General features: G+C 69.7%; 22 protein-coding genes and 1 pseudogene. 10 read left to right on the top strand and 13 right to left on the bottom strand.

Annotated elements, in window-relative coordinates; genetic code table 11:
• Positions 1 to 2: 2 nt before the first annotated feature.
• The gene (locus M1105_RS03630; protein WP_249578976.1) at positions 3 to 2,414 is read left to right on the top strand and encodes a YbcC family protein; all 2,412 of its coding nucleotides are present in this window, start codon (positions 3 to 5) and stop codon (positions 2,412 to 2,414) included.
• A gap of 20 nt (positions 2,415 to 2,434) precedes the next feature.
• Here the strand turns inward: M1105_RS03630 and M1105_RS03625 are convergent, their stop codons facing one another.
• The 7 genes from M1105_RS03625 to dctP all read right to left on the bottom strand — a co-directional run bounded on the left by M1105_RS03625 (position 2,435) and on the right by dctP (position 9,525).
• Positions 2,435 to 3,805: an aspartate aminotransferase family protein gene (locus M1105_RS03625; RefSeq protein WP_249578975.1), complete on the bottom strand. Its 1,371-nt coding sequence runs from the start codon at positions 3,803 to 3,805 to the stop codon at positions 2,435 to 2,437.
• Between the two features lie 34 nt (positions 3,806 to 3,839).
• Positions 3,840 to 5,300, bottom strand: coding sequence for an NAD-dependent succinate-semialdehyde dehydrogenase (locus M1105_RS03620; protein WP_249578974.1), 1,461 nt, complete (start codon positions 5,298 to 5,300; stop codon positions 3,840 to 3,842).
• 144 nt (positions 5,301 to 5,444) lie between these two features.
• Entirely contained in the window at positions 5,445 to 5,939 is a 495-nt protein-coding gene (locus tag M1105_RS03615; RefSeq protein ID WP_249578973.1) for an Lrp/AsnC family transcriptional regulator, read from the bottom strand.
• 137 nt (positions 5,940 to 6,076) lie between these two features.
• The gene (locus M1105_RS03610) at positions 6,077 to 6,517 is read right to left on the bottom strand and encodes a universal stress protein (RefSeq protein ID WP_249578972.1); all 441 of its coding nucleotides are present in this window, start codon (positions 6,515 to 6,517) and stop codon (positions 6,077 to 6,079) included.
• A gap of 11 nt (positions 6,518 to 6,528) precedes the next feature.
• Positions 6,529 to 7,806, bottom strand: coding sequence for a TRAP transporter large permease (locus M1105_RS03605; RefSeq protein ID WP_249578971.1), 1,278 nt, complete (start codon positions 7,804 to 7,806; stop codon positions 6,529 to 6,531).
• Between the two features lie 21 nt (positions 7,807 to 7,827).
• Positions 7,828 to 8,424 (bottom strand): TRAP transporter small permease, encoded by a 597-nt coding sequence (locus M1105_RS03600; RefSeq protein ID WP_249578970.1) that lies wholly within the window; start codon positions 8,422 to 8,424, stop codon positions 7,828 to 7,830.
• A 75-nt stretch (positions 8,425 to 8,499) separates the two neighbouring features.
• The gene (dctP, locus tag M1105_RS03595; protein ID WP_249578969.1) at positions 8,500 to 9,525 is read right to left on the bottom strand and encodes a TRAP transporter substrate-binding protein DctP; all 1,026 of its coding nucleotides are present in this window, start codon (positions 9,523 to 9,525) and stop codon (positions 8,500 to 8,502) included.
• A 326-nt stretch (positions 9,526 to 9,851) separates the two neighbouring features.
• On the opposite strand from dctP, the gene eutB reads away from it, so the two are divergent.
• From eutB to doeB, 4 genes are read left to right on the top strand one after another with little or no spacing between them, the layout of a single operon-like run.
• Positions 9,852 to 10,832, top strand: coding sequence for a hydroxyectoine utilization dehydratase EutB (eutB, locus tag M1105_RS03590; RefSeq protein WP_249578968.1), 981 nt, complete (start codon positions 9,852 to 9,854; stop codon positions 10,830 to 10,832).
• A gap of 2 nt (positions 10,833 to 10,834) precedes the next feature.
• Positions 10,835 to 11,827: a cyclodeaminase gene (locus M1105_RS03585; RefSeq protein WP_249578967.1), complete on the top strand. Its 993-nt coding sequence runs from the start codon at positions 10,835 to 10,837 to the stop codon at positions 11,825 to 11,827.
• A gap of 21 nt (positions 11,828 to 11,848) precedes the next feature.
• Positions 11,849 to 13,027, top strand: a complete 1,179-nt coding sequence (gene doeA / locus M1105_RS03580) for an ectoine hydrolase DoeA (RefSeq protein WP_249578966.1) — start codon at positions 11,849 to 11,851, stop codon at positions 13,025 to 13,027.
• Between the two features lie 4 nt (positions 13,028 to 13,031).
• Positions 13,032 to 14,063 (top strand): N(2)-acetyl-L-2,4-diaminobutanoate deacetylase DoeB, encoded by a 1,032-nt coding sequence (gene doeB / locus M1105_RS03575; protein ID WP_249578965.1) that lies wholly within the window; start codon positions 13,032 to 13,034, stop codon positions 14,061 to 14,063.
• Between the two features lie 274 nt (positions 14,064 to 14,337).
• On the opposite strand, the pseudogene M1105_RS20900 reads toward doeB, so the two are convergent.
• A pseudogene (locus M1105_RS20900) lies at positions 14,338 to 14,679 on the bottom strand (GFA family protein); the annotation flags it as partial.
• 157 nt (positions 14,680 to 14,836) lie between these two features.
• Between M1105_RS20900 and M1105_RS03570 the strand changes: the two are divergent.
• Positions 14,837 to 15,445: a hypothetical protein gene (locus M1105_RS03570; protein WP_249578964.1), complete on the top strand. Its 609-nt coding sequence runs from the start codon at positions 14,837 to 14,839 to the stop codon at positions 15,443 to 15,445.
• Between the two features lie 276 nt (positions 15,446 to 15,721).
• Here M1105_RS03570 and map read toward each other — a convergent pair whose 3' ends face one another.
• Together map and sfsA are read right to left on the bottom strand one after the other, a co-directional pair.
• A complete protein-coding gene (gene map, locus M1105_RS03565; RefSeq protein WP_249578963.1) occupies positions 15,722 to 16,543 on the bottom strand; it encodes a type I methionyl aminopeptidase in 822 nt (273 codons plus the stop codon).
• Positions 16,544 to 16,562: 19 nt separating this feature from the next.
• A complete protein-coding gene (gene sfsA / locus M1105_RS03560; protein WP_249578962.1) occupies positions 16,563 to 17,258 on the bottom strand; it encodes a DNA/RNA nuclease SfsA in 696 nt (231 codons plus the stop codon).
• 46 nt (positions 17,259 to 17,304) lie between these two features.
• Here sfsA and M1105_RS03555 point away from each other — a divergent pair, with 46 nt between their 5' ends.
• The 3 genes from M1105_RS03555 to M1105_RS03545 all read left to right on the top strand — a co-directional run bounded on the left by M1105_RS03555 (position 17,305) and on the right by M1105_RS03545 (position 19,681).
• Positions 17,305 to 18,072, top strand: a complete 768-nt coding sequence (locus tag M1105_RS03555) for a competence/damage-inducible protein A (protein ID WP_249578961.1) — start codon at positions 17,305 to 17,307, stop codon at positions 18,070 to 18,072.
• Positions 18,069 to 18,827, top strand: a complete 759-nt coding sequence (locus M1105_RS03550; RefSeq protein WP_249578960.1) for an SDR family NAD(P)-dependent oxidoreductase — start codon at positions 18,069 to 18,071, stop codon at positions 18,825 to 18,827. Before M1105_RS03555 ends, M1105_RS03550 begins: the two co-directional genes overlap by 4 nt.
• Before the next feature lie 308 nt (positions 18,828 to 19,135).
• Complete coding sequence (locus M1105_RS03545; RefSeq protein ID WP_249578959.1) at positions 19,136 to 19,681, top strand: hypothetical protein; 546 nt, start codon at positions 19,136 to 19,138, stop codon at positions 19,679 to 19,681.
• A 78-nt stretch (positions 19,682 to 19,759) separates the two neighbouring features.
• Here the strand turns inward: M1105_RS03545 and M1105_RS03540 are convergent, their stop codons facing one another.
• From M1105_RS03540 to M1105_RS03530, 3 genes are all read right to left on the bottom strand, one after another.
• Positions 19,760 to 20,587, bottom strand: a complete 828-nt coding sequence (locus M1105_RS03540) for a serine protease (protein ID WP_249578958.1) — start codon at positions 20,585 to 20,587, stop codon at positions 19,760 to 19,762.
• 36 nt (positions 20,588 to 20,623) lie between these two features.
• Positions 20,624 to 23,479 (bottom strand): DNA polymerase I, encoded by a 2,856-nt coding sequence (gene polA / locus M1105_RS03535; RefSeq protein WP_249578957.1) that lies wholly within the window; start codon positions 23,477 to 23,479, stop codon positions 20,624 to 20,626.
• A 76-nt stretch (positions 23,480 to 23,555) separates the two neighbouring features.
• Positions 23,556 to 23,732 carry a zinc-finger domain-containing protein gene (locus M1105_RS03530; RefSeq protein ID WP_249578956.1) on the bottom strand — a complete coding sequence of 59 codons (177 nt, stop codon included), beginning with the start codon at positions 23,730 to 23,732 and terminating at the stop codon, positions 23,556 to 23,558.
• Between the two features lie 117 nt (positions 23,733 to 23,849).
• Here M1105_RS03530 and M1105_RS03525 point away from each other — a divergent pair, with 117 nt between their 5' ends.
• Complete coding sequence (locus tag M1105_RS03525) at positions 23,850 to 24,791, top strand: ABC transporter ATP-binding protein (RefSeq protein ID WP_249578955.1); 942 nt, start codon at positions 23,850 to 23,852, stop codon at positions 24,789 to 24,791.
• Positions 24,792 to 24,805 lie beyond the last annotated feature (14 nt).

Genomic DNA, 24,805 nt, shown 5'->3' with positions numbered 1-24,805 from the left:
ACATGCGCCACGAAACCGATTTCAGCCCCGCGGCCGGGCGCGGCCCGGACGACGCCGCGATCTGGGCCGCCACCCAGCGGGCGCTCGAGGCGATCCCGCCCGCCTGGCCGCTTGCCGCCACCGTCGCGGTGAACCCGTTCCTCGGGCAGGCGGGCGAGGGACTTGCGCAGGCCGCGGCCCGGCTGGGTCGCGCCGCGGGCATCCCGCTCACCCAGCCGCGCGCGGCGATCCTCGCGCGCATCGAGGCGGGCGAGATCACGGCGGCCGACCTCGCCGGCGCGCTGGCCTCGGCACCCGCCCGGCACCGCCCAGCGGATGTCGCGGCGCTGGTCGCCGCCGCCCGTAACCCGGCGGTGCCGCCCCGGGCCATCCCGACCGTGGCCGACCTCGCGGCCGAGGCGACCGGCACCGACTGGCCCGGCATCATCGCCGACCGGATCACCGCCTGGGCGGGCGCGCGCTTCGACGCGGGGCAGGCGCTGTGGGCCGCGCCGCGCGAGGGGGGCGCCTATGCCGACTGGCGCGCGGCGGCGATCCACGACCTCACGCCCGGCATCCTCGGCCTGCCGGGCTTCTCGGCCCATGTCGCGGCAAGCCCCGCCGCCGCCGACGCCGCCATCGCCCGCGCCGTGCGGCGGCTGGGCCTTTCCGGGACCGCGCTCGACGGCTGTTTTCACCGCCTGCTGATGACGCTGGGCGGCTGGGCGCAGCATGCCCGCTACCTGATGTGGCAGGCCGCGATGGAGGGCGGTGCCGACACCACCCTGCGCGACCTTCTCGCGATCCGGCTGGTCTGGGAGGAGGCGCTGTTCGACCGCCACGGCGCCGCCATCGCCGAGGGTTGGCGCGCGGCCCGCGAGGCCCATGCCGCGCCCCTCGCGCCGACGCCCGATCAGGCCATCGACGCGATCCTGCAGGAGGCGGCCGAGCGTGCGGCCCAGCGCCGCCTGTCGGACGCGCTCGCCGCGCCCGCCGCCGGCGCCGCGCAGGCGCCCGCGATCCAGGCCGCCTTCTGCATCGACGTGCGATCCGAACCCTTCCGCCGCGCGCTCGAGGCCGCCGACCCCGGCATCGCCACGCTGGGTTTCGCCGGGTTCTTTGGCCTCGGCGTCGCCCATCGCGGCTTCGCCTCCGACACCGCCGAGCATCGCCTGCCGGTTCTGCTCGCCCCCGGCGCCGCCAGCCGCGCGGGCGCGCCCGGCACCGCGGTCGAGGCCGACGCCCGCATCCGGGCCCGCGCGCGCCGCGCCTGGGGGCGCTTCAAGCTCGCCGCCGTCTCGTCCTTCGCCTTCGTCGAGGTCGCGGGGCCCGTCTATGCCGCGCGGCTGATGCGCGACGCGCTGGCGCTGGGCGGTCCTGCCGCCGCCGACCCCGCGCCGCGGCTCGATCCGCAGCCCGAACATGCGAGCCGCGTGGCGATGGCCGCACGGGTGCTGCGGGCGATGTCGCTCACCCGCGATTTCGCGCCGCTGGTGCTGATCGCGGGCCATGGCGCGGCGGTGGCGAACAACCCGCAGGCCAGCGCGCTGCAATGCGGCGCCTGCGGCGGCCATTCGGGCGAGGTGAACGCCCGGCTGCTCGCGGGCCTCCTGAACGACGGTGAGGTCCGCGCGGGCCTCGTGTCCGAGGGGATCGAGATCCCGGCCGGGACCCATTTCCTCGCGGGGCTGCACGACACCGTCTCCGACAGCGTGACACTGTTCGACTCCGACCACCCCGCGCCCGCGCATTGCGACCGGATCGCCCGGCTGGGCCGCGCCCTCGCCGCTGCCGGCGTGATGGCCCGCAGCGCCCGGGCGCTGCGGCTGCCCGGCGCGCGCGAGGGCCGCGACCTCGTGCGGCGCGGCCGCGACTGGGCCGAGCCGCGCCCGGAATGGGGCCTCGCCGGCTGCCGCGCCTTCATCGCCGCACCCCGCGCGCGCACGGCGGGGCGCGACCTCGGCGGGCAGGTGTTCCTGCACGATTACGACTGGCGGAAGGACCAGGGCTTCGGCGTGCTCGAGCTGATCCTGACCGCGCCCGTGGTGGTCGCGAGCTGGATCGCGCTGCAATACTACGGCTCGGCGGTTGCGCCGGCCGTGTTCGGCTCGGGCAACAAGCTCCTGCACAACGTGGTGGGCGGGATCGGCGTGCTCGAGGGCAATGGCGGGCCGCTGCGCGCGGGGCTCGCCTGGCAGTCGGTGCATGACGGCGAGCGGCTGGTGCACGAGGCCCTGCGCCTGACGGTCGCCGTCGAGGCCCCGCGCGAGGCGATCTCGGCCGTCCTCGCCCGGCACGAGGGGCTGGCGTCGCTGGTCGCGAACCGCTGGCTGCACCTTCTCGCGATGGACGACGCCGGCCGCCTCGCCTGGCGCCATGCGGGCGAGGCGGGCTGGGTCGCCGCCGACGCGCCGCCCGCCGCCCGCGCGGCCTGAGCCGGGCGGCGCGCCGCCCCTCAGCCCAGCACGTCGCGCACGGCGCCGGCGGTCGCCTCGACGATGCGCCCGGCCTCGTCCTCGGTGAGGCAGAAGGGCGGCGCGAAGCCGATGATGTCGCCCTGCGGCATGGCGCGGGCGATCACGCCCCGGCGCAGCATGGCGGCGGCGACCTGCGGCCCCACCTTGCGCGCGGGGTCGAAGAAGCGCCGCGCCTCGCGGTCCTCGACGAATTCCACCGCCTGCAACAGGCCCTCGCCGCGGATGTCGCCGACATTGACATGCCCGCCCAGCGCCTCGCGCAATCCCTGCTGCAACACCGGCGCCACCCGGCGGACATTGCCGATCAGGTCGAGGTCGTCGATCAGCCGCAGGTTCGCCACCCCCGCCGCCGCGCCGATCGGATGGGCCGAATAGGTCCAGCCATGGCCGATCGCGCCGAACTCATCGGTGCCCTGCTCCAGCACCTTCCAGACGCGGTCCGACACGATCGAGCCCGACAGCGGCGCATAGGCCGAGGTGAGCCCCTTGGCGATGGTGATGATGTCGGGGCGCATCCCGTAGAAGTCCGACCCCCACATCGCGCCCAGCCGCCCGAAGCCCGTGACCACCTCGTCGGCGATCAGCAGCACGTCGTATTTCGCCAGAACCTTCTGGATCGCCTCCCAATAGCCCGCGGGCGGCGGCACCAGCCCGCCGGTGCCGAGCGCCGGCTCGCCGATGAAGGCCGCGACCGTCTCGGGGCCTTCCGCGAGGATCAGCTCCTCCAGCCTGCCCGCGCAGTGCGCCACGAACTCGGCCTCGCTCATGGCGGGGTCCGGGCGGCGGAAGAAATAGGGCGCCTCGGTGTGCTTCACCTGCGCCAGCGGCAGGTCGAACTTCTTGTGGAACAGGTCGAGCCCCGTGAGCGAACCCGTCATCAGCCCCGAGCCGTGATAGCCGCGCCAGCGCGAGATGATCTTTTTCTTCCCGGGCCGCCCGAGGATGTTGTTCATGTACCAGACCAGCTTGACGTTGGTCTCGTTCGCATCCGACCCGCCCAGCCCGAAATAGACCTTGCTCATCCCCTCGGGCGCCCGGTCGAGGATCATCTTCGCCAGCCGGATCGACGCCTCGGTGCCGTGGCCGACATAGGCATGGTAGTAGCTCAGCTCATGCGCCTGTCCGGCGATGGCATCCGCGATCTCGCGCCGGCCATAGCCCACGTTCACGCAATAGAGCCCGGCAAAGGCGTCGAGCAGCCTCGTCCCGTCGCGATCGGTGATGTGGCAGCCCTCGCCCCCGGTGATGATGCGCGAGGGGGTCTCGCCCCGCGCGTGCTGCGCCAGGTGCGTCGAGGGATGGAAGAAGGTCTCGCGGTCCCACTTGGCCAGCGTGTCGTTCGTCAGCATGTCCGTCTCCTTTCGCGCCGCGGGCGCGTTCCCGTCATGCCCAGTCGCGGCAGACGTACTTGACCTCGGTGAAGGCCTCGAGCCCGAGGCGCGAGCCCTCGCGCCCAAGCCCCGACTGCTTGAATCCGCCGAACGGGATCGGCGCGCCGGTGACCTTGGTGCGGTTGACCGCGACCATGCCGAACCTCAGCGCCCGGCTGACGCGGTAGATGCGCCGCGGGTCCTGCGTGTGGACATAGGCGACCAGCCCGTATTCGCCCTCGTTGGCGCGCGCGACGGCCTCGTCCTCGGTGTCGAAGGAGGCGATCGCGGCCACCGGCCCGAACGTCTCCTCGCGCCAGATCAGCGCCTCGGGGGGAACGTCCGCCAGCACCGTGGGCGCGAAGCACAAGGGGCCCGCGGGATGCGCGGCCCCGCCCGTCAGCACGCGCGCGCCGCGCGCCACCGCGTCCTCGACATGGGCGCGCTGTTTCTCCAGCGCGCGGGCGTTCATCAGGGGGCCGATGTCGGGGTCGTCGATGCCGCGGCCCACGCTCAGCCGGGCGGTCGCCTCGGCGAAACGTGCGCAGAACTCGGCATGGACCGGCCGCTCGACCATGATCCGGTTGGCGGCGAGGCAATCCTGCCCCGAGGTCGCGAACTTCGCCTTGATCCCTTCCTCGACCGCCTGGCCCAGATCGGCATCGGCGAAGACGACGAAGGGCGCGTGCCCGCCCAGCTCCATGGTGAGGCGCTTGATCGTGCCGGCGCACTGGCCGTAGAGCAGCCGTCCCACCTCCGTCGAGCCGGTGAAGCTCAGGGCCCGCACCCGCGGCTCGCGCGTCCAGGGGCCGACCACCGTCTCGGGCCGGCCTGTCACGACGTTGAACACCCCCGCGGGCAACCCCGCGCGCTCGGCCAGCACCGCGAGCGCGAGCGCCGAGAAGGGCGTCTCGGACGACGGATGCACTAGCACCGGGCAGCCGGCGGCCAGGGCCGCGGCGGCCTTGCGGGTGATCATCGCGCAGGGGAAGTTCCAGGGCGTCACCAGCGCCGCCACGCCCACCGGCTCGCGCCACAGCTCGACCTCGGCGTCCGGAAGGTGCGAGGTCACGCTCTCGATGTTCGGGCGCTTCGCCTCCTCGGCGTAGAACTCGACGAAGGACGCCGCATAGTCGATCTCGCCCCGCGCCTCCGAGATCGGCTTGCCCTGCTCGGCCGTCATGATCCGCGCGAGGTCCTCGCGCGCCGCCACGATCAGCTCGAACCAGCGGCGGATCAGGCGCGCGCGTTCCTGCGGCAGCAGGCCGGCCCAGCCGCCCCAGGCGGCATGCGCGGCCTCGGCGGCAGTGGTGCTCTCGGCCTCGGACAGCGCGGGCACATGGCCCAGCGTCGCCCCGTCGAAGGGGTCGGTCACCGCAATCCGCGCGCCGTCCGCCGCCGCGATCCAGCGGCCGCCGACAAAGGCCTGCCCGCGAATCAGCGCGGCATCGTTCAGCCTTGGCCCTGAGCCCATCTCTCGCCTCCGTGCATGGATTGTCCGCCGCGACCGGCGCGGCATTTCCCCAAGATTACCGGGAGGCTGGTGGAAGGTGGTTCTGATCTTGGGGCGGGGCGCAAAAGATCACTCCGCCCGCCCGCGGGGTCGCGGAAGATTTCTCTAGATGCCAGGCGTCTCGCCCAGCTCCAGCGGCGGGGGCGTGTGCTTCACGTCCTTGGTCACGAAGTAGGTATAGTACCGCTTCACCCCGGCATCGGCATGCAGGATGCCGTCGAGCAGGCGCTGGTAGGCGTCCACGTCGGGCGCCGCGATCTTGATGACATAGTCGATGCCGCCGCCCACGGCGAAGCACTCGAAGATCTCGGGGATGGCCGCGACCAGCGCCTCGAAGCGGTCGAAATCCTCGCTCCGGTGACTGTCGAGCTCGATGGTCACGAAGGCGTAGGTGCGCGGGGCGAAGAAGTTGAAGGCGATGCGCGCGCCATAGCCCTCGATCACGCCCGCGTCTTCCAGCCGCTGCAGGCGCGCCCAGCAGGGCGTGGCCGACAGGTTCACCCGGCGCGCCAGCTCGGATTTCGTGATGCGCCCCTCGCGCTGCAGGATGGCGAGGATCTTGAGGTCCCGGTCGTCCAGCTTGATCGTGCGCCCTGGCATCCGCCCATCGGTCTCCGCGCGCTGCACCGAGGGCGCACGCAGCCCCTTGCCGCGTCCGTCCCGGCCAGACTGCGAGGCTAGCGCAACTGTCCCCGCCACTCCAAGCGGGTTGAGCGCGGCGCGCGCGCCGGAAGGGATCATTTCACCAGCACGCATGTCACCGGCGAGAGGCTGCCCACCTTGTGCGAGACCGAGCCCAGCAGGAATCCCTCCACGTCACCGAGCCCCCGCGAGCCCATCACGATGGCGTCGGCCTTCATGTTCTCGGCAAATGCCACGATCTCGCGCGCCGGCTGGCCGCGCTGGGCGAAGGCCTCGACGCGCGGCGCGCCCGCCTCCGCCGCCCGGGCCTTGGCGGCGCGCAGCACCTCGGCCGCGTGCTCCTTCAACGCGCTGTCGGGCGTCTCGCCCCCGCGCGCGCGCACCATCGACAGCGAGGCCTCCAGCGGGGAGTGATGGCGATAGACGCAGATCAGGGTGATCGCTCCCCCGAACTTGGCCGCCAGCCCCGCCGCCGTGTCGATCGCCCGGAAGGACTGCTCCGACCCGTCCACCGGGACGAGGATCCGCTCGAACATGCCCACCTCCCTCAGCGGAACGCCAGATCGCGCAGGAACAGCGCGATCTGCGGGAAGAAGATCAGCGCCGCGCTCACCCCCACCAGCATCACGACGAAGGGCGGCGTGCCGCGCACCACGTCGACATAGGGGCGGCGGAAGATCGCGATCGCCGTGAAGATGTCGCAGCCGAAGGGCGGCGTGGCCGAGCCGATCGCCACCTGCAGCGTGATGATCACGCCCACCAGCACCGGGTCGATGCCGGCATTCGCGACCAGCGGCGCGAAGATCGGCGTCAGCACCAGGATCACGACGATCGGATCGACGAACATGCAGCCCACGAAGAAGGCGATCGAGATCGCCACCAGCACCATCACGGGCCCCGCATCCGCCAGCCCCAGCGCGCCGATGATCTGCTGCGGGATCTGGTTGAACGAGATCGCCCAGGAAAACGCCGCCCCCGCAGCCACCAGGATGAACACCACCGCCGTGATCAGGCCCGTCGATTTCGCGATCTCGACCAGCTCCGCCAGCTTGAGAGACCGGAAGACGATGAACTCCAGGATGAAGGCATAGACGACGCAGACCGACGCTGCCTCGGTGGGGCTGAAGATGCCGCCATAGATACCGCCCACCACGATCACCGGGAAGCCCAGCGGCCACAGCGCGCCCTTGACCGCCTCGACCCGCTCGGCCCGGCTCGCGCGCGCCATGACCGGGATGTCGTGGCGCCGCGCATAGATCACGCAGTAGACCGAGAACAGCAGCAGGATCAGCAGCCCCGGCCCGACGCCCGCGATGAACAGTTCCGAGATCGAGGTGCCCGAGATCACGCCATAGATGATCATGGCGATCGAGGGCGGGATAAGCATGGCGATGTCGGAGGCATTGACGATCAGCGCCAGGGTGAAGCTGTCCTTGTAGCCCGCCTCGAGCATCCTCGGCCGCAAGGGCCCGCCGATCGCGACGACGGTGGCCTGCGTCGAGCCCGAAACCGCGCCGAACAGCGCGCAACTGGTGGCCGCCGTCACGCCCAGTCCCCCACGCAGGTGGCCCACGAAGCGCATCACCAGGTCGATCAGCCGATCGGCGGAATGGCCCTTGGTGATGATGTCGGCGGCAAGGATGAACATCGGCACCGCCACCAGCGCCGAGGGGCGGATGCCGGCCAGCATCTGCTGCACCATGATCTCGGGCGGGATCGGCATGTAGATGAAGAAGGCGACGAAACTGCCGGCGATCAGCGGCACCATCATCGGAAAGCCCAAGAGCAGGAGGACGATCATCACGCCCAGCATCGCGGCGGTCATGGCTGTGCTCCTCCTGCGGGCTCAGACCTCGGTCGGGCTGTCGTCATAGCTGTCGACGACCGAACTGCTGACATAGACGTCGCTGCGGGTGACGTTCACGACGGCCGTCATCACGTACTGGATGCCGGTCACCACGAAGCCCACGGGCGCCCAGACCAGCGTCAGCCAGATCGGCACGCGCAGGGCGGGGGCCACGCGTCCGGTCTCGTGGACGCTCTGGACATAGGCCAGAGCGTACCAGGCCAGCACGAACATCGCGGCCGCGGTGACCAGCGCGATCACCACCATCAGCGCCTTGCGCGCGCGGTCGGGCATGGCGTCGTAGAAGGCGCTCATGCGGATGTGCCGGCCCTGGCGCGCGGCATAGCCGATGCCGAAGAAGGTGATCAGCACGATCAGGAACTGGTTGAGCTCCTCGGCAAAGAAGATGCTCTGGCCGAACAGGAAGCGCCCGACGACGTTGGCGACCGACAGCACCGCCATCAGGATGACCCCCGCCGCCAGCACCGCCGCCTCGAGCCGCGCGATCAGCCCGTCGAGCGCTGCAAGCGGCTTCAGCCAGCCCCTTGCGGGGACGGCGGTGCGCTCGTCCTGATCCTGCGTTCCGCTCTCGCTCATGCGCGATCCTGCTCGACCCGTCGGGGAGGGAACGGGCGGCCCGTTCGCCGGGCCGTCCGCGGCGCTCCGGGGAGCTCAGCTTCCGCCCACGCGCTCCTGCGAGGCCTCGATGTCGGCCTCGAAGCCCTCGAGCACGGCCTTGCCGCTGTCGCCCACCATCTCGATGTACTTCGCTCGGACCTTCTCGGCGGCCGCGCGGAAGGGCGCGCGCTGCTCGTCGGTCAGCACGGTCACTGTCATCGAGGGCTTGGCCTCGAGGATCTTGGCCTGAGCGCTTTCCGTGAGGCCCTGCTGATACTCGATGATGAAGGTGTAGGCGGCATCCGCCGCGGCCTCGACCACGGCGCGGTCGGCGTCCGACAGCCCGTCCATGAACGCCTTGTTGGCGATCACGGCGGTGGTGAAGCTGTTGTGGCCGGCATAGGTGATGTGGTCGGTCACCTCGTACATCTTGGTCGACTCGACGAAGAACACCGGGTTCTCCTGCCCCTGGATCATGCCCAGCTGCAGCGCGCCGAACACCTCGCCCCAGGGCAGCGGCGTGGCCGTCGCGCCGAAGGCGTTGTAGGTCTCGACCAGCAGCGGCGAGGTCATCACCCGGAATTTCACGCCGTCGAGGTCGGCGGGGCTCGTCACCGGCTCCTTGGTGGTCATCACCACCTCGCCCTCGGGATACATGTCCACCAGCTCGAGGCCCTGGTCGGGATACTTGCCCGCCAGCGTCTCGTTGATGGTGGGCGAGGTCGCGAAGAAGTCGGCCAGCACCGCCGGGTCCTCGGGCAGGACATAGGGCATCAGGAAGACGTTGAGCTCGGGGATCTCCGACCCCATGAAGCCGGGCGAGGCATTGGCGAACTGCACCGCGCCAAGCTGCGTGAGCTCGGTGATGTCGGCCGACTCGCCCAGCGTGCCGAACGGGAAGATCGCGACCGTATGGTCGGAATTCGCCTCGACATGTTCCTTGAACTTGGTGGCGTAGACGCCCTGCACCTCGTGGATCGCCTCCTCGAGCGCGAACTTCCACTCGGCGGCCTGCGCGGCCGCGGCGCTCAGCGCGGCCGCCGCCGCGCCGCACATCAATGCACGGGTCAGTCTGGTCATTCTCGTTCTCCCTGTGATTCACCAAGTGCGGAACCCGTCGCGACCCCCGCCGCGACCGGCCGCCAGCCCGGTCTTGCTTGTTCCCCAAAGCATTGCCGAGCGGGCGCCCCCGGTGAAGCGAGAGGTTTTCTGTTTTTCCGCCGAATACGGGATGAATTTCCCGTCTGCGGCCCGAGAATGGAAGAACCCGCTATTTGAACCAGATTGCGGCCAATACTGCCATCCACGCATAGTTCCCGGGTGGAATCATCAAAGGGCGCGGCGACCATGCGGGCTCGCTTTTCCGACATCTGCGGCGGGCCGATCGGCGCGGCGGGGCGGTGCGGATGAACGCGCCCGACTTCGCCGACATCCTCGCCGCTCGTCGCCGCATCGCGCCCCATGTCCTGCGCACGCCGCTCGGGCGCTCGGACACGCTCTCGGCCCGGCTGGGGGCGGAGGTGTTCCTCAAGCACGAGCACCGGCAGACCACGGGCGCCTTCAAGCTCAGGGGCGCCACGAACGCGCTCCTCGCCCTGCCGGCCGAGCGCCGCGCGGCGGGCGTGACCACCGCCTCGACCGGCAACCACGGCCGCGCGCTCGCCTGCGCCGCCCGCGCGTCGGGCGTTCGCGCGGTCGTCTGCCTCTCGCGCCTCGCGCCGCCCAACAAGGTCGCGGGCGTCGAGGCGATGGGCGCCGAGGCCCGCGTGATCGGGGAGAGCCAGGACGAGGCGATGGTCGAGGCCCGCCGCCTGGTGGCCGAGGACGGCATGACCCTGATCCCCCCCTTCGACCACCCGGACGTGGTGGCGGGGCAGGGCACCTGCGGGCTCGAGATCGTCGAGGACCTGCCCGACCTCGGCACCGTGCTGGTCCCCCTCTCGGGCGGCGGGCTGATCGCGGGCGTGGCCCTTGCCGTCAAGACGGCGCGGCCCGCCGCGCGTGTCGTGGGCGTCTCGATGGCACGCGGCGCGGCGATGGCCGCAAGCCTGCGCGCGGGCCACCCCGTCGAGGTGCGCGAGGAGGCCACGCTCGCCGACAGCCTCGGCGGCGGCATCGGGGTTGGGAACCGCGTGACCTTCCCGATGGTCCGCGATCTCGTGGACGACGTGATCGAGCTCGACGAACCCGCGATCGCCGAAGGGATCCGCTGGGCATACCGGGTCGAGGGCGAGGTGATCGAGGGCGCGGCCGCCGTTGGCATCGCGGCCCTCCTCGCGGGCAAGGCGGCGCCCCGCGGCCCCACCGTCGCGCTCCTGTCGGGGCGCAACATCGACATGGAGCTGCACCGCCGGATCGTCTGCTCCGACACGCCATGGGAGGGCTGAGCATGCCGCGCATCCGCATCGCGACCGAGGCCGACCTGCGCGCCGCTGTCCGCCTCGACGCCGAGGCCGTCGACTGCGTCGAGAGCGCCTTCGCGGCGCTGGCGAAGGGCGGCGTGGTGATGCCGCCGATCCTGCGCCTCGACATCCCGGCCGCGAACGGCGAGGTGGACGTGAAGACCGCCTACCTCCCCGGCGTGCCCAGCTTCTCCATCAAGATCAGCCCCGGCTTCTTCGACAACCCCAAGCTCGGCCTGCCCAGCGTGAACGGGCTGATGACCCTGTTCAGCGCGACCACCGGGCTGCTGGAAGCCGTGATGCTCGACAACGGCTATCTGACGGACGTGCGCACCGCCGCCGCGGGCGCGGTGGCCGCACGCCACCTCGCCCGCGCGGATGCGACCTCCGCCTGCATCATCGGCGCGGGCGTGCAGGCGGGTCTGCAGCTAGAAGCCCTCACGCTGGTCCGCCCCATCTCGCGCGCCACCATCTGGGCCCGCGATCCGGCGAAGGCGCAGGCGGCGGCCGCCGGGCTCGCCGCCCGCCTGCGGATCGAGGTCACCGCCGCCGCCGACCCCCGCGCCGCCGTCGCTGCCGCCGACATCGTGGTCACCACCACCCCCTCGACCCGGCCCCTCGTGTTGGCCGACTGGCTGCGCCCCGGCCAGCACCTCACCGCCATGGGCTCGGACGCCGAGCACAAGAACGAGCTCGACCCCGCCGCCATCGCGCGCGCCGACCTCTACGTGGCCGACAGCCTCGCCCAGACCCGCCGGCTGGGAGAACTCCACCACGCGCTGGCCGGCGGCACCGTCGCCGACGAGGCGGGGCTGGCCGAGCTTGGCCGCATCGTGACCGGCCAGACCGCCGGCCGCACCGCGCCGGAGCAGCTCACCGTCTGCGACCTCACCGGCACCGGCGCGCAGGACACCGCCATCGCCACCTACGCCATGGCCCGCCTCGCCAGCGAGGGCGCGGGCACCGACTTCGACGCCTGACCTCCAGCCAAGGACCCGACCATGCGCGCCACGCTCCGTTTCGACCAGCCCGAGTTCGACGCCCGTCTCGCCAGGACCCGCAAGGCGATGGAGAAGGCCGGGATCGACCTCCTGTTCGTCACCGACCCCTCCAACATGAACTGGCTGACCGGCTATGACGGCTGGTCGTTCTACGTCCACCAGGGCGTGATCGTCCCCATCGACGACGACCCCGTGTGGTGGGGCCGCGGTCAGGACGCGAACGGCGCAAAGCTCACCTGCTGGATGCGCGACGAGCGGCTGATCGGCTACCCCGACCACTACGTCATGTCGACCGAGCGCCACCCGATGGACCACCTCGCGGGCCTCATCCGCGACAACGGATGGGGCGCGCGCCGCATCGGCGTCGAGATGGAGAACTACTACTTCTCGGCCAAGGCCTTCGCGCAACTGACGGCGGGGCTTCCCGACGCCCGCTTCACCGACGTGACCGCGCTCGTGAACTGGCAGCGCGCGGTGAAATCCCGCGCGGAACTGGGCTACATGCGCGAGGCCGCCCGGATCGTCGAGGCGATGCACGCCCGCATCCTCGACAAGGCCGAGGTCGGCATGCGCAAATGCGACCTGGTGGCCGAGATCTACCACGCCGGCATCCGGGGCGCCGACGGGGTGGGCGGCGACTACCCCGCCATCGTGCCGCTCCTGCCCTCGGGGGTGGACGCCTCGGCCCCGCATCTCACCTGGGACGACCGGCCGATGCGGCTGGGCGAGGCCACCTTCTTCGAGATCGCCGGCTGCTCGCGCCGCTATCACTGCCCGCTGTCGCGCACCATCTTCCTCGGCCGCCCGACCCAGACCTTCCTCGACGCCGAGGCCGCGGTGCTCGAGGGCATGGAGGCGGGGCTCGAGAAGGCCCGCGCCGGCAACACCTGCGAGGACATCGCCCTCGCCTTCTTCCGCGTGCTTGCGCGGCACGGTATCGTCAAGGACAACCGCACCGGCTATCCCATCGGCCTGTCCTACCCGCCCGACTGGGGCGAGCGCACCATGAGCCTGCGCGCCGGCGACCGCACCGTGCTGGAGGCGGGCATGACCTTCCACTTCATGACCGGCCTCTGGATGGAGGACTGGGGCCTCGAGATCACCGAGAGCATCGTGATCGGCGAGACCGGGCCCGAATGCCTCGCGAACGTCCCCCGCAAGCTCTTCGTCAAGGACTGAGCCGATGCACCAGCCCGTGATGGGCCTCACGCCGCCCAGCCCCGTGCAGCCCACCATCGACATCGAGGCCCCGGGCGCGCGCCACGGCCACCTGCGCCTGCCCTGGAGCCGCAACGACAGCGCCTGGGGCAACCTGATGATCCCGATCAGCGTTGTGGTGGGTGGCCCGGGCCCCACGGCGCTGATCACCGGCGCCAATCACGGCGACGAGTACGAGGGCCCGCTCGCCATCCTCGACCTCGCCCAGGCCCTGCGGCCCGAGGAGGTGACGGGCCGCGTCATCCTTCTGCCGTTCATGAACTACCCCGCCTTCCGTGCGGGCACGCGGGTCTCGCCCATCGATGGCGTGAACATGAACCGCTGCTTCCCCGGAGGGCCCGACCAGTCGATCACCCGCCAGATCGCGGATTTCGTGTTCCGTGCCCTCGTCTCGCGCGCCGACATCGTGCTCGACTACCACTCGGGCGGCAGGACGCTCGACTTCCTGCCCTTCGCGGCCAGCCACGTGCTGGGCGACCCCGACCACGACGCCCGCTGCTCGGCTGCCGCGCGCGCCTTCAACGCGCCCTACACGGTCAAGATGCTGGAAATCGACAATGTCGGGATGATGGACACGGCGGTGGAATCCCTTGGCAAGACGTTCGTCACCACCGAGCTGCGCGGCGGCGGCACCTCGACCGCCGAAAGCGTGGGCGTCGCCCGCAAGGGGCTGAGGAACGTCCTGATCCACGCCGGCATCCTCGACGAGCCGCCGCAGGTGGGTCCGTCGCGGTTCCTCGACATGCCCTCGCTCGACTGTTTCACCTTCGCGCGCGAGGCGGGGCTCCTCGAAATGCTGGTCGATCTCGGCCAACCGGTGCGCCGCGGCCAGACGATCGCCCGCATCTGGCCGGTGGACCGCTCCGGCGCCGCGCCCGAGCCCTGCATGGCCGGGCTCGACGGCGTGCTGGCCGCGCGACACTTCCCGGGGCTGGTGCAGCCCGGCGACACGGTGTCGGTGGTGGCGGTGGAGGATGCCGAGGCGGCGGCGGGGTAGGGGCCGATTCCAGTCCCCGTGCCGTGCGGGCGTCAGCGCGCCCGGTTCCCCGGCGCTTGCGCCGGTCCGTCCCGCGACACGACATCAAGACGGCGCGCACCGCCTGAGGCGCCCGCACCACGCAAGGAGCGGGTCGCAGGGCGTCATGCCCGCGATCAGAGCGTCGCGGCCGCGCCTTCTTCCAGGCTGCCGACACCTCCGGCATCTCTTCCGAACGTCGCCGGGGCAGCGCGTCATCGACCCTGAACCAGGGAAGCTGGCTGTCCACGTAGATGTGCTCGCTCGGCGTCACCTCTTCCGGGTGGTCCAGCGAGCAGACATCGACGTTGATGGCCCACTCGTTCCTGCCGTCCCGCGGCCGCCACACGATGCGCGACCCGCTATGTCCACAGAAACCGCGCTCGGCCTTCGCGGACGATGCGTAGAATTTCGGCGGCTCCAGCGTGAATCTCAGGGTACCCGCCTTGATCGGCACCCCGATCTCCGCGGGCTGCCCGCTGGTCTTCTGGCAATCCGTGCAGTGGCAGTAGTATGCACTCGCGAGGAACGCCTCGGCCTCGTAGCGCACCGCGCCGCAGTGGCATCCCCCGGTAACGCGCTTCGGACGATCGGCCATTCTGCGATCTCTCATGATTTTCCGGAAACCAATAATTGATACATCTCGGCCCGGGACTCCGAAAGCTCGCCCGAAACCCGCTTGCAGTTCTCGTCCCACGGATCGACACTTCCGCTCACCCGGCGTCATTTCGCGCCGGGCGAGGGGGACCGCCATCATGCCGGCAAGCATTCCGACTCACGACAACTGGAAGAAGTTCAAGAAGGCCCACGGCGTCGAATCGAACGCCGTGAGTTCCGTCAACGTGGGCAAGGCGCTCGACGCCTTCCACAAGGTCTATGGCCGCGACATGGCGGCGAACGCCAAGGCTGCCGATACCTGCGCCAGCGAACTGACCAAGTATCTCGCCAAGTTTCCCGACAACGCCGCGAAGAACCCCAAGGCGTTCAAGGACGCCTTCCGGAAGGATTACGTCGACGCCGCGGTGAAGTCGAAGGAGGAATTCCAGACCATGGGCGGCGAGACCCAGGCGTTCGGCGGCCGGGTCGCGTCGCTCCTCGACATCAGCGGCAAGCTTAAGCCGGGGACCGATCTCGGCACGCTCCAGAAATACCGCCAGGGCCCGGTGCGCGGCATGCTCGCCGCCGCGACCACGGTCAAGCATTACGACCCTAAGGACCTCGTGAAGCTCTGGAAGCCGATCGACGACACGATCAACAACCTCGGGACCGGCGTGGCGCAGGATACGCTCGACAAGGTGGTCAAGCTCTGCCACGTCACCGCGCAGAAGACCCTCCAGATCTGCAAGAAGGATGGGCTTTTCTGAGTCCGGCTTGCCGCCGGACCTCGCCGCCGCCGACCACAGCGCGCCCCGGGACCGACCCCGGGGCTGATGCCAGCTTGCGCGGGCTCAAACTCTTCAGGAAAGACCCCGCTGCCCCGGCCCCCGAGCCGGGCCCTCGATGGGATCGCCGAGGCCCGAAGGCCCTGGGTCACGCCCGGGGCGCAGCCCCGACTGGACTGCGTGAGTCCGGATCGGCGCGACGTGATGCCATGCCTCGGATCAGGGCGCCGGATATGCTGCCACGCGGGAAAGCCCGGCTCACAGCTTGGGAAAGAACAGCCCCTTGGGCGAGAGCGTGAAGATCTCGCACCCTTCCTCTGTCACGCCGATCGAATGCTCGAACTGCGCCGAGAGCGAGCGGTCGCGCGTCACCGCCGTCCAGTTGTCCGCCAGCGTCTTGGTCTGCGGCGCGCCCAGGTTGATCATCGGCTCGATGGTGAAGAACATCCCCGGCGCCAGCTCGGCCCCTTCGCCGCGGCGGCCGTAATGCAGCACGTTCGGCGCGTCGTGGAACACCCGCCCCAGCCCGTGGCCGCAGAAGTCGCGCACGACCGAGCAGCGCTCGCCCTCGGCGTAGGTCTGGATTGCCGCGCCGATGTCGCCGAAATGGTTGCCGGGGCGGACCTCGGCGATGCCCAGCATCAGCGCCTCGTGCGTGACCTCGATCAGCCGCGCCGCCCGGCGCGAGGGCTGGCCTGCCGAGAACATCCGCGAGGTGTCGCCATACCAGCCGTCGAGGATCACGGTCACGTCGATGTTCAGCACATCGCCGTCCTTCAGCGCCTTCGGCCCCGGGATGCCATGGCAGACGACATGGTTGATCGAAGTGCAGATCGACTTGGGGAACCCCCGGTAGCCCAGCGGCGCGGGCTTGGCGCCATTGCTCACGATGAAGTCGTGGCAGATCTCGTCCAGCTCCTCGGTGCGCACGCCGGGCTGCACATAGGGGCCGATCAGGTCGAGGCACTCGGCCGCCAGCCGCCCGGCCGCGCGCATCCCCTCGAAATCCGACGCATCGTAAAGCCGGATTCCCTCGCGCGTGCGTTTCTCGGCGCCGTGGGTTCGCACTGATCTGTCCATTGCCGTCCTCGCCTTCCCCTTACTCCACGATCGGGATGGCGCGATCAAGGACGATCTCGCCGGGCGAGATCGCGCAGGCCAGCGCCATCGCCTCGACCCCCGCCGCCCGCGCCTCGGCGAAGGCCGCCGCATAGGCCGGGTCGATGTCGCCCGCCAGCGCCATCCGCTCGCAGTCGGTGCGCTGCACGCAGTAGAGCATCACCGCCCGCCCGCCATCCGCGACCACGCGCGCAAGCTCGCCCAGGTGCTTCGCGCCCCGAGCGGTCACCGAGTCGGGAAATTCCGCGAGCCCCGCGCGGCGCATCAGATGGACATTCTTGACCTCGACATACGCATCGGGCCCCTCGCCCGACAGCAGGAAGTCGACCCGGCTGCGCGTGCCGTAGCGCACCTCGGCACGGACCTGCGAATAGCCCGTCAGCCCCGGCACCCGGCCCGCTCGCAGCGCCTCGCCGACCACGCGGTTCGGCACGCCCGTGTCGATCCCCGCCCAGTGCCCGCCCAGTTCGACCAGCCGCCAGCCATAGCGCAGCTTGCGGGCGGGGTCGTCGTTGGGCTCGACCCAGACGCGCATCCCCGGCTCGGCCAGCCCGATCATGCTGCCCGGATTGGCGCAATGGGCCACCACCGTCTCGCCATCGATCTCGATATCGGCGAGAAAGCGTTTATACCGCCGGATCAGGGTGCCGGGGATCAGGGCTCTGTCGAAGCGCATGGCGCGACCCTAGGCCCCCGCGCCGCCGCCGCCAAGAGGGAGCACGATGACCCAGCCCACCGCCGCCATGCTCGTGATCGGGGACGAGATCCTCTCGGGCCGCACGCGCGACGCCAATGCCCACCTGCTCGCGCAACGGATGACCGGCCTCGGCATCCGCCTGGTCGAGATCCGCGTGATCCCCGACATCCGCGCGACCATCGTCGCATCGGTGCGCGAGCTTTCGGCCCGCGTGACCTACCTCTTCACCTCGGGCGGCATCGGGCCCACGCATGACGACATCACGGCCGACGCGGTGGCCGAGGCCTTCGGCGCCCCCATCGGCGTGCGGGACGACGCCCGCGCGATCCTCGAGGCCTACTACAAGCCCGGCGAGCTGAACGAGGCGCGCCTGCGCATGGCCCGCATCCCCGAAGGCGCGACCCTCATCGACAACCCGCTCAGCCACGCGCCGGGCTTCGTGATCGGCAACTGCCACGTCATGGCGGGGGTGCCCTCGATCTTCGCGGTGATGCTCGAGGGGCTGGCGCCGCGGCTCGTGGGCGGCCCGCCGATCCTGTCGCACAGCTTCCGCGTCATGCTGCCCGAGGGCGAACTGGCCGAGCCGCTGGGCCGCGTCGCCGCCGCCCACCCCGACATCTCGATCGGCTGCTACCCGTTCTTCCGCCTGACCGCGGGGGCCACCATCATCCTGCGCGGCACCGATCCCGGCGCGCTCGCCCGCGCCGCCGACGAGATGCGCGCCATGCTGGCCGCCCGCGCCCCCCAGATCGAGGAAACCCCGCCCGGAGCAGCGACGGAGGACGCGCGATGACCCACCTCGCAGACAGGACCGCCATCGTCACCGGCGCGAGCCGCGGCATCGGCGCCGCCACCGCGCGGCTGTTTGCCGAGGCAGGCGCCGCCGTCATCCTCGCCGCCCGCTCGACGGCCGAGACCGGGGCGCTCGCGGCCGACCTGCGGGCCGCCGGCCACCGGGCCGAGGCGCTGGCCTGCGACGTCGCGCGCTACGCCGATCTCGAGGCCGCCGTTGCCATGGCGCGTGACCGCTTCGGCGGGCTCGACATCCTGGTGAACAACGCGGGCCAGATCGAGCCCATCGCGCCTCTGGCGGCCTCGGACCCCGCCGCCTGGGGGCAGGCGATCGACGTGAACCTCAAGGGCACCTATCACGGCTTGCGCGCGGCGCTCCCGGCAATGGGGCAGGGGGGCGTGATCGTCAACATCTCGTCCGGCGCCGCCCACAACCCGCTGGAGGGGTGGAGCGCCTACTGCGCCGCCAAGGCGGGGGCGGCGATGCTGACCCGGGCCGCCCACCTCGAATGCGCCGGGCGCGGCATCCGGGTGGTGGGCCTCTCGCCGGGGACGGTGGCGACCGAGATGCAGCGGGTCATCAAGCGATCCGGCGTCAACCCGGTGAGCCGGCTGGAGTGGTCCGACCACATCCCGCCCGACTGGCCCGCGCGCTGCATCGCCTGGCTCTGCGGCCCGGAGGGCGCCGAGTTCGCGGGCACGGAGGTGAGCCTGCGCGACGAGGGCATCCGCCGCCGGGTGGGCCTGATCGCCTGACGCGCGCGCGCCCTGACGCCGCTCCGCCGCACCGCCACCAACCCGCTGCCCCGGCCCCGAGCCGGGGCCTCACCCCCACCCACCCCTTTCTCCGCAGCCCCGGCCCCCGAGCCGGGGCCTCGCCGCACCCCGGCGGACAGGGCATCCCCATGCCCCGAAATGCCCCGCCCCGGTCACCGTTTCGCAACCCCCCCGGAATGCCCCCGGCGCGGCCCCGCCGATGCCCCGGCCTGCCCGCCCGTTAACCTCGCCGAAATGCCCCCGTGCGACACTGACGGCCCACCCCCTCGCCAGCGCCCGGACCGACCATGCCCCCGACACCCGCCGACGACGACCCGCCCGAGGGGCCCTATGACCGCGCCCTGTCCGACCTCATCGACCGGCTCGACGCCGTGCTGGCCGAGGAGCACCGGACGCGCGACAAGCTCAGGCGCCTGCGCGCCCAGTACAGCGCCCACGCCGCCGCCATCGAGAAGGTGGTCCGCCTCCTGCCGCGCGAGCAGCAGCGCGGCTGGCTGGTCAAGGCCGCCTGGGCCGAGCGCCGCCACGACGACACCCGCGAGGAAGCCGCCGCGCGCCCCGACCCCACCGGCCGCCTCGGCGCCATCAAGCACTGGATCGTCGAGAGCGGCTTCGACCACTTCACCACGATGGAGGTGCAGAACTTCCTGGAACGCGAGGGCTACGAGGCCCTGCCGGGCTATGTCTCGAAAACCTGCCAGCGCATGGCCCGGCAGGGGTACCTGACGCGCGGCAGCCACGGGCGGTATCACGTCAACCACATCCACCGCGAGTTCGTGGACATGGCGCTGGAGATGATTGGGAAAAAGGTGAAGCGGTTTGGGGTGGGGTGATGCGAAAACATTATATAATTTTTTGCTGTCCAATCGTCTTTATTTAATTCTTTTAATAAACTATATTAATTATCGTTTTTATAAATTTTTTGACCATCTTCGATCTTTTATCCCCATGAAAGATCTTGCGGCGTAAAGATTGAAAAAATATCCGAGAGGAAGTTTACTTCCAAATTGCTCACCAATTCTATCACTATAGTATTTATGCTCAGGATATACATCACCGCCATAGATGCCAATGATCGACCATTTGCTATCCCGCCTAATTAAAACGGGAGACCCTGACATTCCAATTACCCCTGCGCCGTCAATGAGAGCTCGGTGACCTTCGTATGATAGCGACGCGATTGAACGCTTTAGAAAGATGGGCGCCGGACCATAATTCGATCCTGAAAATCCAAATGGAAATCCTGCAATATAAACGTCCTCTCCGATGCTCGCCATGTCCATAGAAATATCTTCCTCAATATAAAACATATGATCAATTCCTGGAAAACTTTTAATCCTCAATCGCACAACATCGTATAATTTAGGAATCACGATATTTCCTGGTTCGTTATCATGGTTGATTTCTTGTTGCCATTTTGGCGCTCCATGTGGATCGTATAAATCGAAATCGTGAGCTTGTTCTCCTCCGATTGCTGCGACGCCGGGAGCTCTCTCGGTATATTCTCTGGCGTGGATGCGTATAGATTTTCTAGTAATTGAATAAATTGGAGGTATTTGTCTTGGGTCAACGCCAGTTATGACATGCCAGCAAGTGTATAAATAGTATCCATCTGATTCCTTTATTCCAAATGCCGTCGCTCTTGATATTAATAATCCATCTTTATCAAGGCGTGTAATATAAAAAGATTTCATTTCAGGATAAAAGTTGGCGTGCTGAATTGTAGGAATTCTGCTCAATGAATCCTCCCGAAGGCAAGTCAGAGCCGCTAAACGTCAATGCGCCTCAGCCCAACTCTGCCCCGTCCCTGCATCCACGACAAGAGGCACCGAAATCTCCACCGCCGGGGCCGCCGCCCCTTCCATCACGCGCTTGACGACCTTCTCGGTCGCCTCGGCCTCGGCCTTCGGGACCTCGAACAGCAGCTCGTCATGCACCTGCAGCAGCATCCGGCCCGAGAGTTTATGACTCGTTAACGCCTCGGGGATGCGGATCATCGCCCGGCGGATCACGTCGGCGGCCGTCCCCTGGATCGGCGCGTTGATAGCCGCGCGCTCGGCAAAGCCGCGGCCGGGGCCCTTCTGGTTGATCCCCGGCGTGTGGATCCGGCGTCCGAACAGCGTAGTGACGAAGCCCTTCTCGCGCGCCTCGGCCTTGGTGCGCTCCATGTAGTCGCGGATGCCGGGGAACTTCTCGAAATAGGCGTCGATGAAGGCCTTGGCCTCGGCTTGCGGGATGCGCAGGTTGTTGGCGAGGCCGAAGGGCGAGATCCCGTAGATCACCCCGAAATTGATCGCCTTGGCGCGGCGGCGCACCATCGGGTCCATCCCCTCGATCGGCACGCCGAACACCTCGGACGCCGTCATCGCGTGGATGTCGAGCCCGTCGCGGAACGCCTTCTTCAGCGCCTCGATCCCGGCGATGTGGGCGAGGATGCGAAGCTCGATCTGGGAATAGTCGAGCGAGAGGATGACGTTGCCCTCCTCCGCCACGAAGGCGGTGCGGATCTGGCGCCCCTCCTCGGTGCGGACGGGGATGTTCTGCAGGTTCGGGTCGGTCGAGGCGAGCCGCCCGGTCGAGGTGGCGGCAAGGCTGAACGAGGTGTGGACGCGCCCCGTCTCGGGGTTGATATGGGCGGGCAGGGCGTCGGTGTAGGTCGATTTCAGCTTCGACAGCCCCCGCCAGTCCAGCACCCGCGCCGGCAGGTCGTGCCCCTGCGCCGCCAGCGTCTCCAGCACGTCCGCCCCCGTGCCCCAAGCCCCGGCCTTGCCCTTGACGCCGCCCTCGAGCCCCATGTCCTCGAACAGGATCTCGCCCAACTGCTTGGGCGAGCCCACGTTGAAGGGCCGGCCCGCGAGCTTCTGGATCTCGTCCTCCAGCGCCGCCATCTTCTGTGCGAAGCCGTTCGAGAGGCGCGAGAGCACGTCGCGGTCCACCCGCATGCCCGCAAGCTCCATGTCCGCGAGCACCGGGACGAGCGGGCGTTCCAGCGTGTGATAGACCGTCGAAACCCGCTCGGCGGCGAGGCGGGGTCGTAGCCGGTGCCAAAGCCTCAGCGTGATGTCCGCGTCCTCAGCCGCGTATTCGGCCGCCTTGCCGAGGTCCACCCGGTCGAAGGTGATCGCCGTCTTGCCCGAGCCGATGAGCTCCTTGATCGGCACCGGGCGGTGACCCAGGTGTCGCTCCGACAGCTCGTCCATTCCATGCCCGCCCAGCCCGCTGTCGAGCGCGTAGGAGATCAGCATGGTGTCGTCGAAGGGGCGCGCGTCGAGCCCATGCCGGCGCAGCACCTTGAGGTCGTATTTCAGGTTCTGCCCGACCTTGAGGATCGCATCGTCGCACAGGATGGGTTTCAGAAGCGTTAACGCCTCCTCGAGCCCCATCTGCCCCGGCGCTCGCTCGGCAGCGCCCAGCAGGTCGCCCTCGCCGGTGAAGTGGCCCACGGGCACATAGGCCGCGCGGCCGGGGGCGGGCGACAGCGCGATGCCGACGATCTCGGCCTTCATCTCGTCGAGCGAGGTGGTCTCGAGGTCGATGCACAGGATCCCGCTCTCGCGCGCCTCGGCGAGCCAGTCGCCGAGCGCGGCGGCGTCGCGCAGGATCGCATAGCCGCCACGGTCGATCGGGGGCATCGCGCGGACGGCGCCGGGCCCCTCGGCGGCAGCGCCGCCGACGCCCGCGGCGGGGCTCGATGCCCCGGCGGGGGCGGCCTCGGGGCGCGGCTTCGCCTCGATCACCGGCGCCTCGACCCCCAGAGCCTGAGCGATGCGGGTGGACAGCGTGCGGAACTCCATCTCGGCAAGGAAGCCGAGCAGCTTGTCGGCATCCGGCTTCTCGACGGGGAAGTCGTCGACGGCGATCTCGACTGGTACGTCCTGCTTCAGCGTCACCAGCTCGCGCGAGAGGCGGATCTGGTCGGCCTTCCCGGTCAGCGTCTCGCGGCGCTTGGGCTGCTTGATCTCGTCGGCCCGGGCCAGCAGGGTGTCGAGGTCGCCGTATTCCTCGATCAGCTGCGCCGCGGTCTTGATGCCGATGCCCGGCGCGCCGGGGATGTTGTCGACCGAATCCCCCGCCAGCGCCTGCACGTCGATCACCCGCTCGGGCGGCACGCCGAACTTCTCGCGCACCGCGTCGGGGCCGATGGTCACGTTCTTCATCGGGTCGAGCATGGTGATTCCCGGACCCACCAGCTGCATCAGGTCCTTGTCCGACGAGACGATGGTCACCTCGGCCCCCGCATCGGCGGCCTGCCGCGCATAGGTCGCAATCAGGTCGTCGGCCTCGAAGCCCTTCATCTCGATCGCCGGAACCCCGAAGGCGCGCGTGGCCTCGCGGATCAGCGGGAATTGCGGGCGCAGGTCCTCGGGCGGGGGCGGGCGCTGTGCCTTGTAGTCCGGGTAGAGGTCATTGCGGAAGCTCTTCGAGGAATGATCGAAGATCACCGCGAGATGCGTGGGCCCGGAATTGCCGAAGCCCATCAGCATCTTGTGCAGCATGGCGCAGAACCCCGCGACCGCGCCCACCGGCAGGTCATCGGACTTGCGCGTCAGCGGCGGCAGCGCGTGGTAGGCACGGAAGATGTAGCCCGAGCCGTCGATCAGGTAGACATGCGAGCCCTTGCCGAGCGTCATGCGCGTCCTCTCTGCTGCCGGGCCGTGCCGGTCGTTCCGGGGATGCCGCGGGATGCCTCGGGCGGGCGGGCCGCGCTCAGTGGGCCTCGGCGCCCTCGGCTAGCACGAAACGCTTGTCGCAATAGGGGCATTCGACGAAGCCCTCCAGCCCGATGGTGAGGTAGACGCGCGGATGGCCGAGCGGTCCCTCCTTGCCGTCGCAATGCACCTTGGTGGTCTTCACGATCTCGACCTCGGGGGCCTCGTTCTTCATCGCCTGCCTGCTCCCTGAACCCGTGGCCGGTTTGACCCGGTCCGCGGCGGCATGATAGCGATCCCGGGCCGGGCGGCAAGCCGCGCCGGTCCCGTCCGCCCTGCCGGAGATCGTTGCATGCCGAGAAACGCGATCGAGGTGCGCGCGCTGGTCAAGACCTATGCGGCGTCGGGCCGCGAGCCGGCCAAGACCGCGCTCAGGGGCGTCGATCTCGACATCCCGGCGGGATCGATCTTCGGGCTCCTGGGGCCGAACGGGGCGGGCAAGTCGACCTTCATCAACATCCTTGCGGGGCTGGTGACCAAGACCTCGGGCAGCGTGCGGATCTGGGGGTTCGACCAGGATGTGAACCCGCGCCAGTCGCGCGCCGCCATCGGCGTCGTGCCGCAGGAGCTCAACATCGACCCGTTCTTCACGCCCATCGACCTGCTCGAGGTGCAGGCCGGGCTCTACGGCGTGCCGAAGTCGCGCCGCCACAGCATGGAGATCCTGACGCGCGTCGGCCTCGCGGACAAGGCGCGCGCCTATCCGCGCACGCTGTCGGGTGGCATGCGGCGGCGGCTCTTGGTCGCCAAGGCGATGGTCCACGCACCGCATGTGCTGGTGCTGGACGAGCCGACGGCCGGGGTCGACATCGAGCTCAGGCAGATGCTGTGGGACCATGTGCGCGAGCTCAACGCCGCCGGAACCACGGTGATCCTGACGACGCACTACCTCGAGGAGGCCGAGACGATGTGCGACCGCATCGCCATCATCAACCATGGCGAGCTGGTGGCCTGCGAGGACACGCCCGCGCTGCTGGGACGCATCGACGTCAAGACGCTGGTCGTTCGGCTCGCCGTGGCGCCGGCGGTACTGCCGCCGATGCCCGAGGGCGTGAGCACGACGCTAAGGGCGCCCGACCTGCTGGCCCTGCGCTACAATCGCCACGTTGCGCGCGCGATCGATCTGATCGGGGCGGTGCAGGCGGCTGGCCACGAGATCGTCGACCTCGCCACCGAGGAGCCGAGCCTCGAGCAGGTGTTCCTCGAACTCACGCGGGCGCGGTCGCCGGCGTGACGGCTTCCCCTTGC

It is taken from the genome of Thermohalobaculum sediminis, from assembly GCF_023487995.1.
GTDB classification, from domain to species: domain Bacteria; phylum Pseudomonadota; class Alphaproteobacteria; order Rhodobacterales; family Rhodobacteraceae; genus Thermohalobaculum; species Thermohalobaculum sediminis.
The sequence above is the reverse complement of the archived record's forward strand: the minus strand, read 5'-3'. Positions and strand labels throughout refer to the sequence as shown.

What these genes read in the sequence shown, in the direction of transcription:
- M1105_RS03630 (WP_249578976.1), top strand. Translation starts at nt 3, where the DNA reads ATGCGCCACGAAACCGATTTCAGCCCCGCGGCCGGGCGCGGCCCGGAC.
- M1105_RS03625 (WP_249578975.1), bottom strand. Translation starts at nt 3,805, where the DNA reads ATGCTGACGAACGACACGCTGGCCAAGTGGGACCGCGAGACCTTCTTC.
- M1105_RS03620 (WP_249578974.1), bottom strand. Translation starts at nt 5,300, where the DNA reads ATGGGCTCAGGGCCAAGGCTGAACGATGCCGCGCTGATTCGCGGGCAG.
- M1105_RS03615 (WP_249578973.1), bottom strand. Translation starts at nt 5,939, where the DNA reads ATGCCAGGGCGCACGATCAAGCTGGACGACCGGGACCTCAAGATCCTC.
- M1105_RS03610 (WP_249578972.1), bottom strand. Translation starts at nt 6,517, where the DNA reads ATGTTCGAGCGGATCCTCGTCCCGGTGGACGGGTCGGAGCAGTCCTTC.
- M1105_RS03605 (WP_249578971.1), bottom strand. Translation starts at nt 7,806, where the DNA reads ATGACCGCCGCGATGCTGGGCGTGATGATCGTCCTCCTGCTCTTGGGC.
- M1105_RS03600 (WP_249578970.1), bottom strand. Translation starts at nt 8,424, where the DNA reads ATGAGCGAGAGCGGAACGCAGGATCAGGACGAGCGCACCGCCGTCCCC.
- dctP (WP_249578969.1), bottom strand. Translation starts at nt 9,525, where the DNA reads ATGACCAGACTGACCCGTGCATTGATGTGCGGCGCGGCGGCGGCCGCG.
- eutB (WP_249578968.1), top strand. Translation starts at nt 9,852, where the DNA reads ATGAACGCGCCCGACTTCGCCGACATCCTCGCCGCTCGTCGCCGCATC.
- M1105_RS03585 (WP_249578967.1), top strand. Translation starts at nt 10,835, where the DNA reads ATGCCGCGCATCCGCATCGCGACCGAGGCCGACCTGCGCGCCGCTGTC.
- doeA (WP_249578966.1), top strand. Translation starts at nt 11,849, where the DNA reads ATGCGCGCCACGCTCCGTTTCGACCAGCCCGAGTTCGACGCCCGTCTC.
- doeB (WP_249578965.1), top strand. Translation starts at nt 13,032, where the DNA reads ATGCACCAGCCCGTGATGGGCCTCACGCCGCCCAGCCCCGTGCAGCCC.
- M1105_RS03570 (WP_249578964.1), top strand. Translation starts at nt 14,837, where the DNA reads ATGCCGGCAAGCATTCCGACTCACGACAACTGGAAGAAGTTCAAGAAG.
- map (WP_249578963.1), bottom strand. Translation starts at nt 16,543, where the DNA reads ATGGACAGATCAGTGCGAACCCACGGCGCCGAGAAACGCACGCGCGAG.
- sfsA (WP_249578962.1), bottom strand. Translation starts at nt 17,258, where the DNA reads ATGCGCTTCGACAGAGCCCTGATCCCCGGCACCCTGATCCGGCGGTAT.
- M1105_RS03555 (WP_249578961.1), top strand. Translation starts at nt 17,305, where the DNA reads ATGACCCAGCCCACCGCCGCCATGCTCGTGATCGGGGACGAGATCCTC.
- M1105_RS03550 (WP_249578960.1), top strand. Translation starts at nt 18,069, where the DNA reads ATGACCCACCTCGCAGACAGGACCGCCATCGTCACCGGCGCGAGCCGC.
- M1105_RS03545 (WP_249578959.1), top strand. Translation starts at nt 19,136, where the DNA reads ATGCCCCCGACACCCGCCGACGACGACCCGCCCGAGGGGCCCTATGAC.
- polA (WP_249578957.1), bottom strand. Translation starts at nt 23,479, where the DNA reads ATGACGCTCGGCAAGGGCTCGCATGTCTACCTGATCGACGGCTCGGGC.
- M1105_RS03530 (WP_249578956.1), bottom strand. Translation starts at nt 23,732, where the DNA reads ATGAAGAACGAGGCCCCCGAGGTCGAGATCGTGAAGACCACCAAGGTG.
- M1105_RS03525 (WP_249578955.1), top strand. Translation starts at nt 23,850, where the DNA reads ATGCCGAGAAACGCGATCGAGGTGCGCGCGCTGGTCAAGACCTATGCG.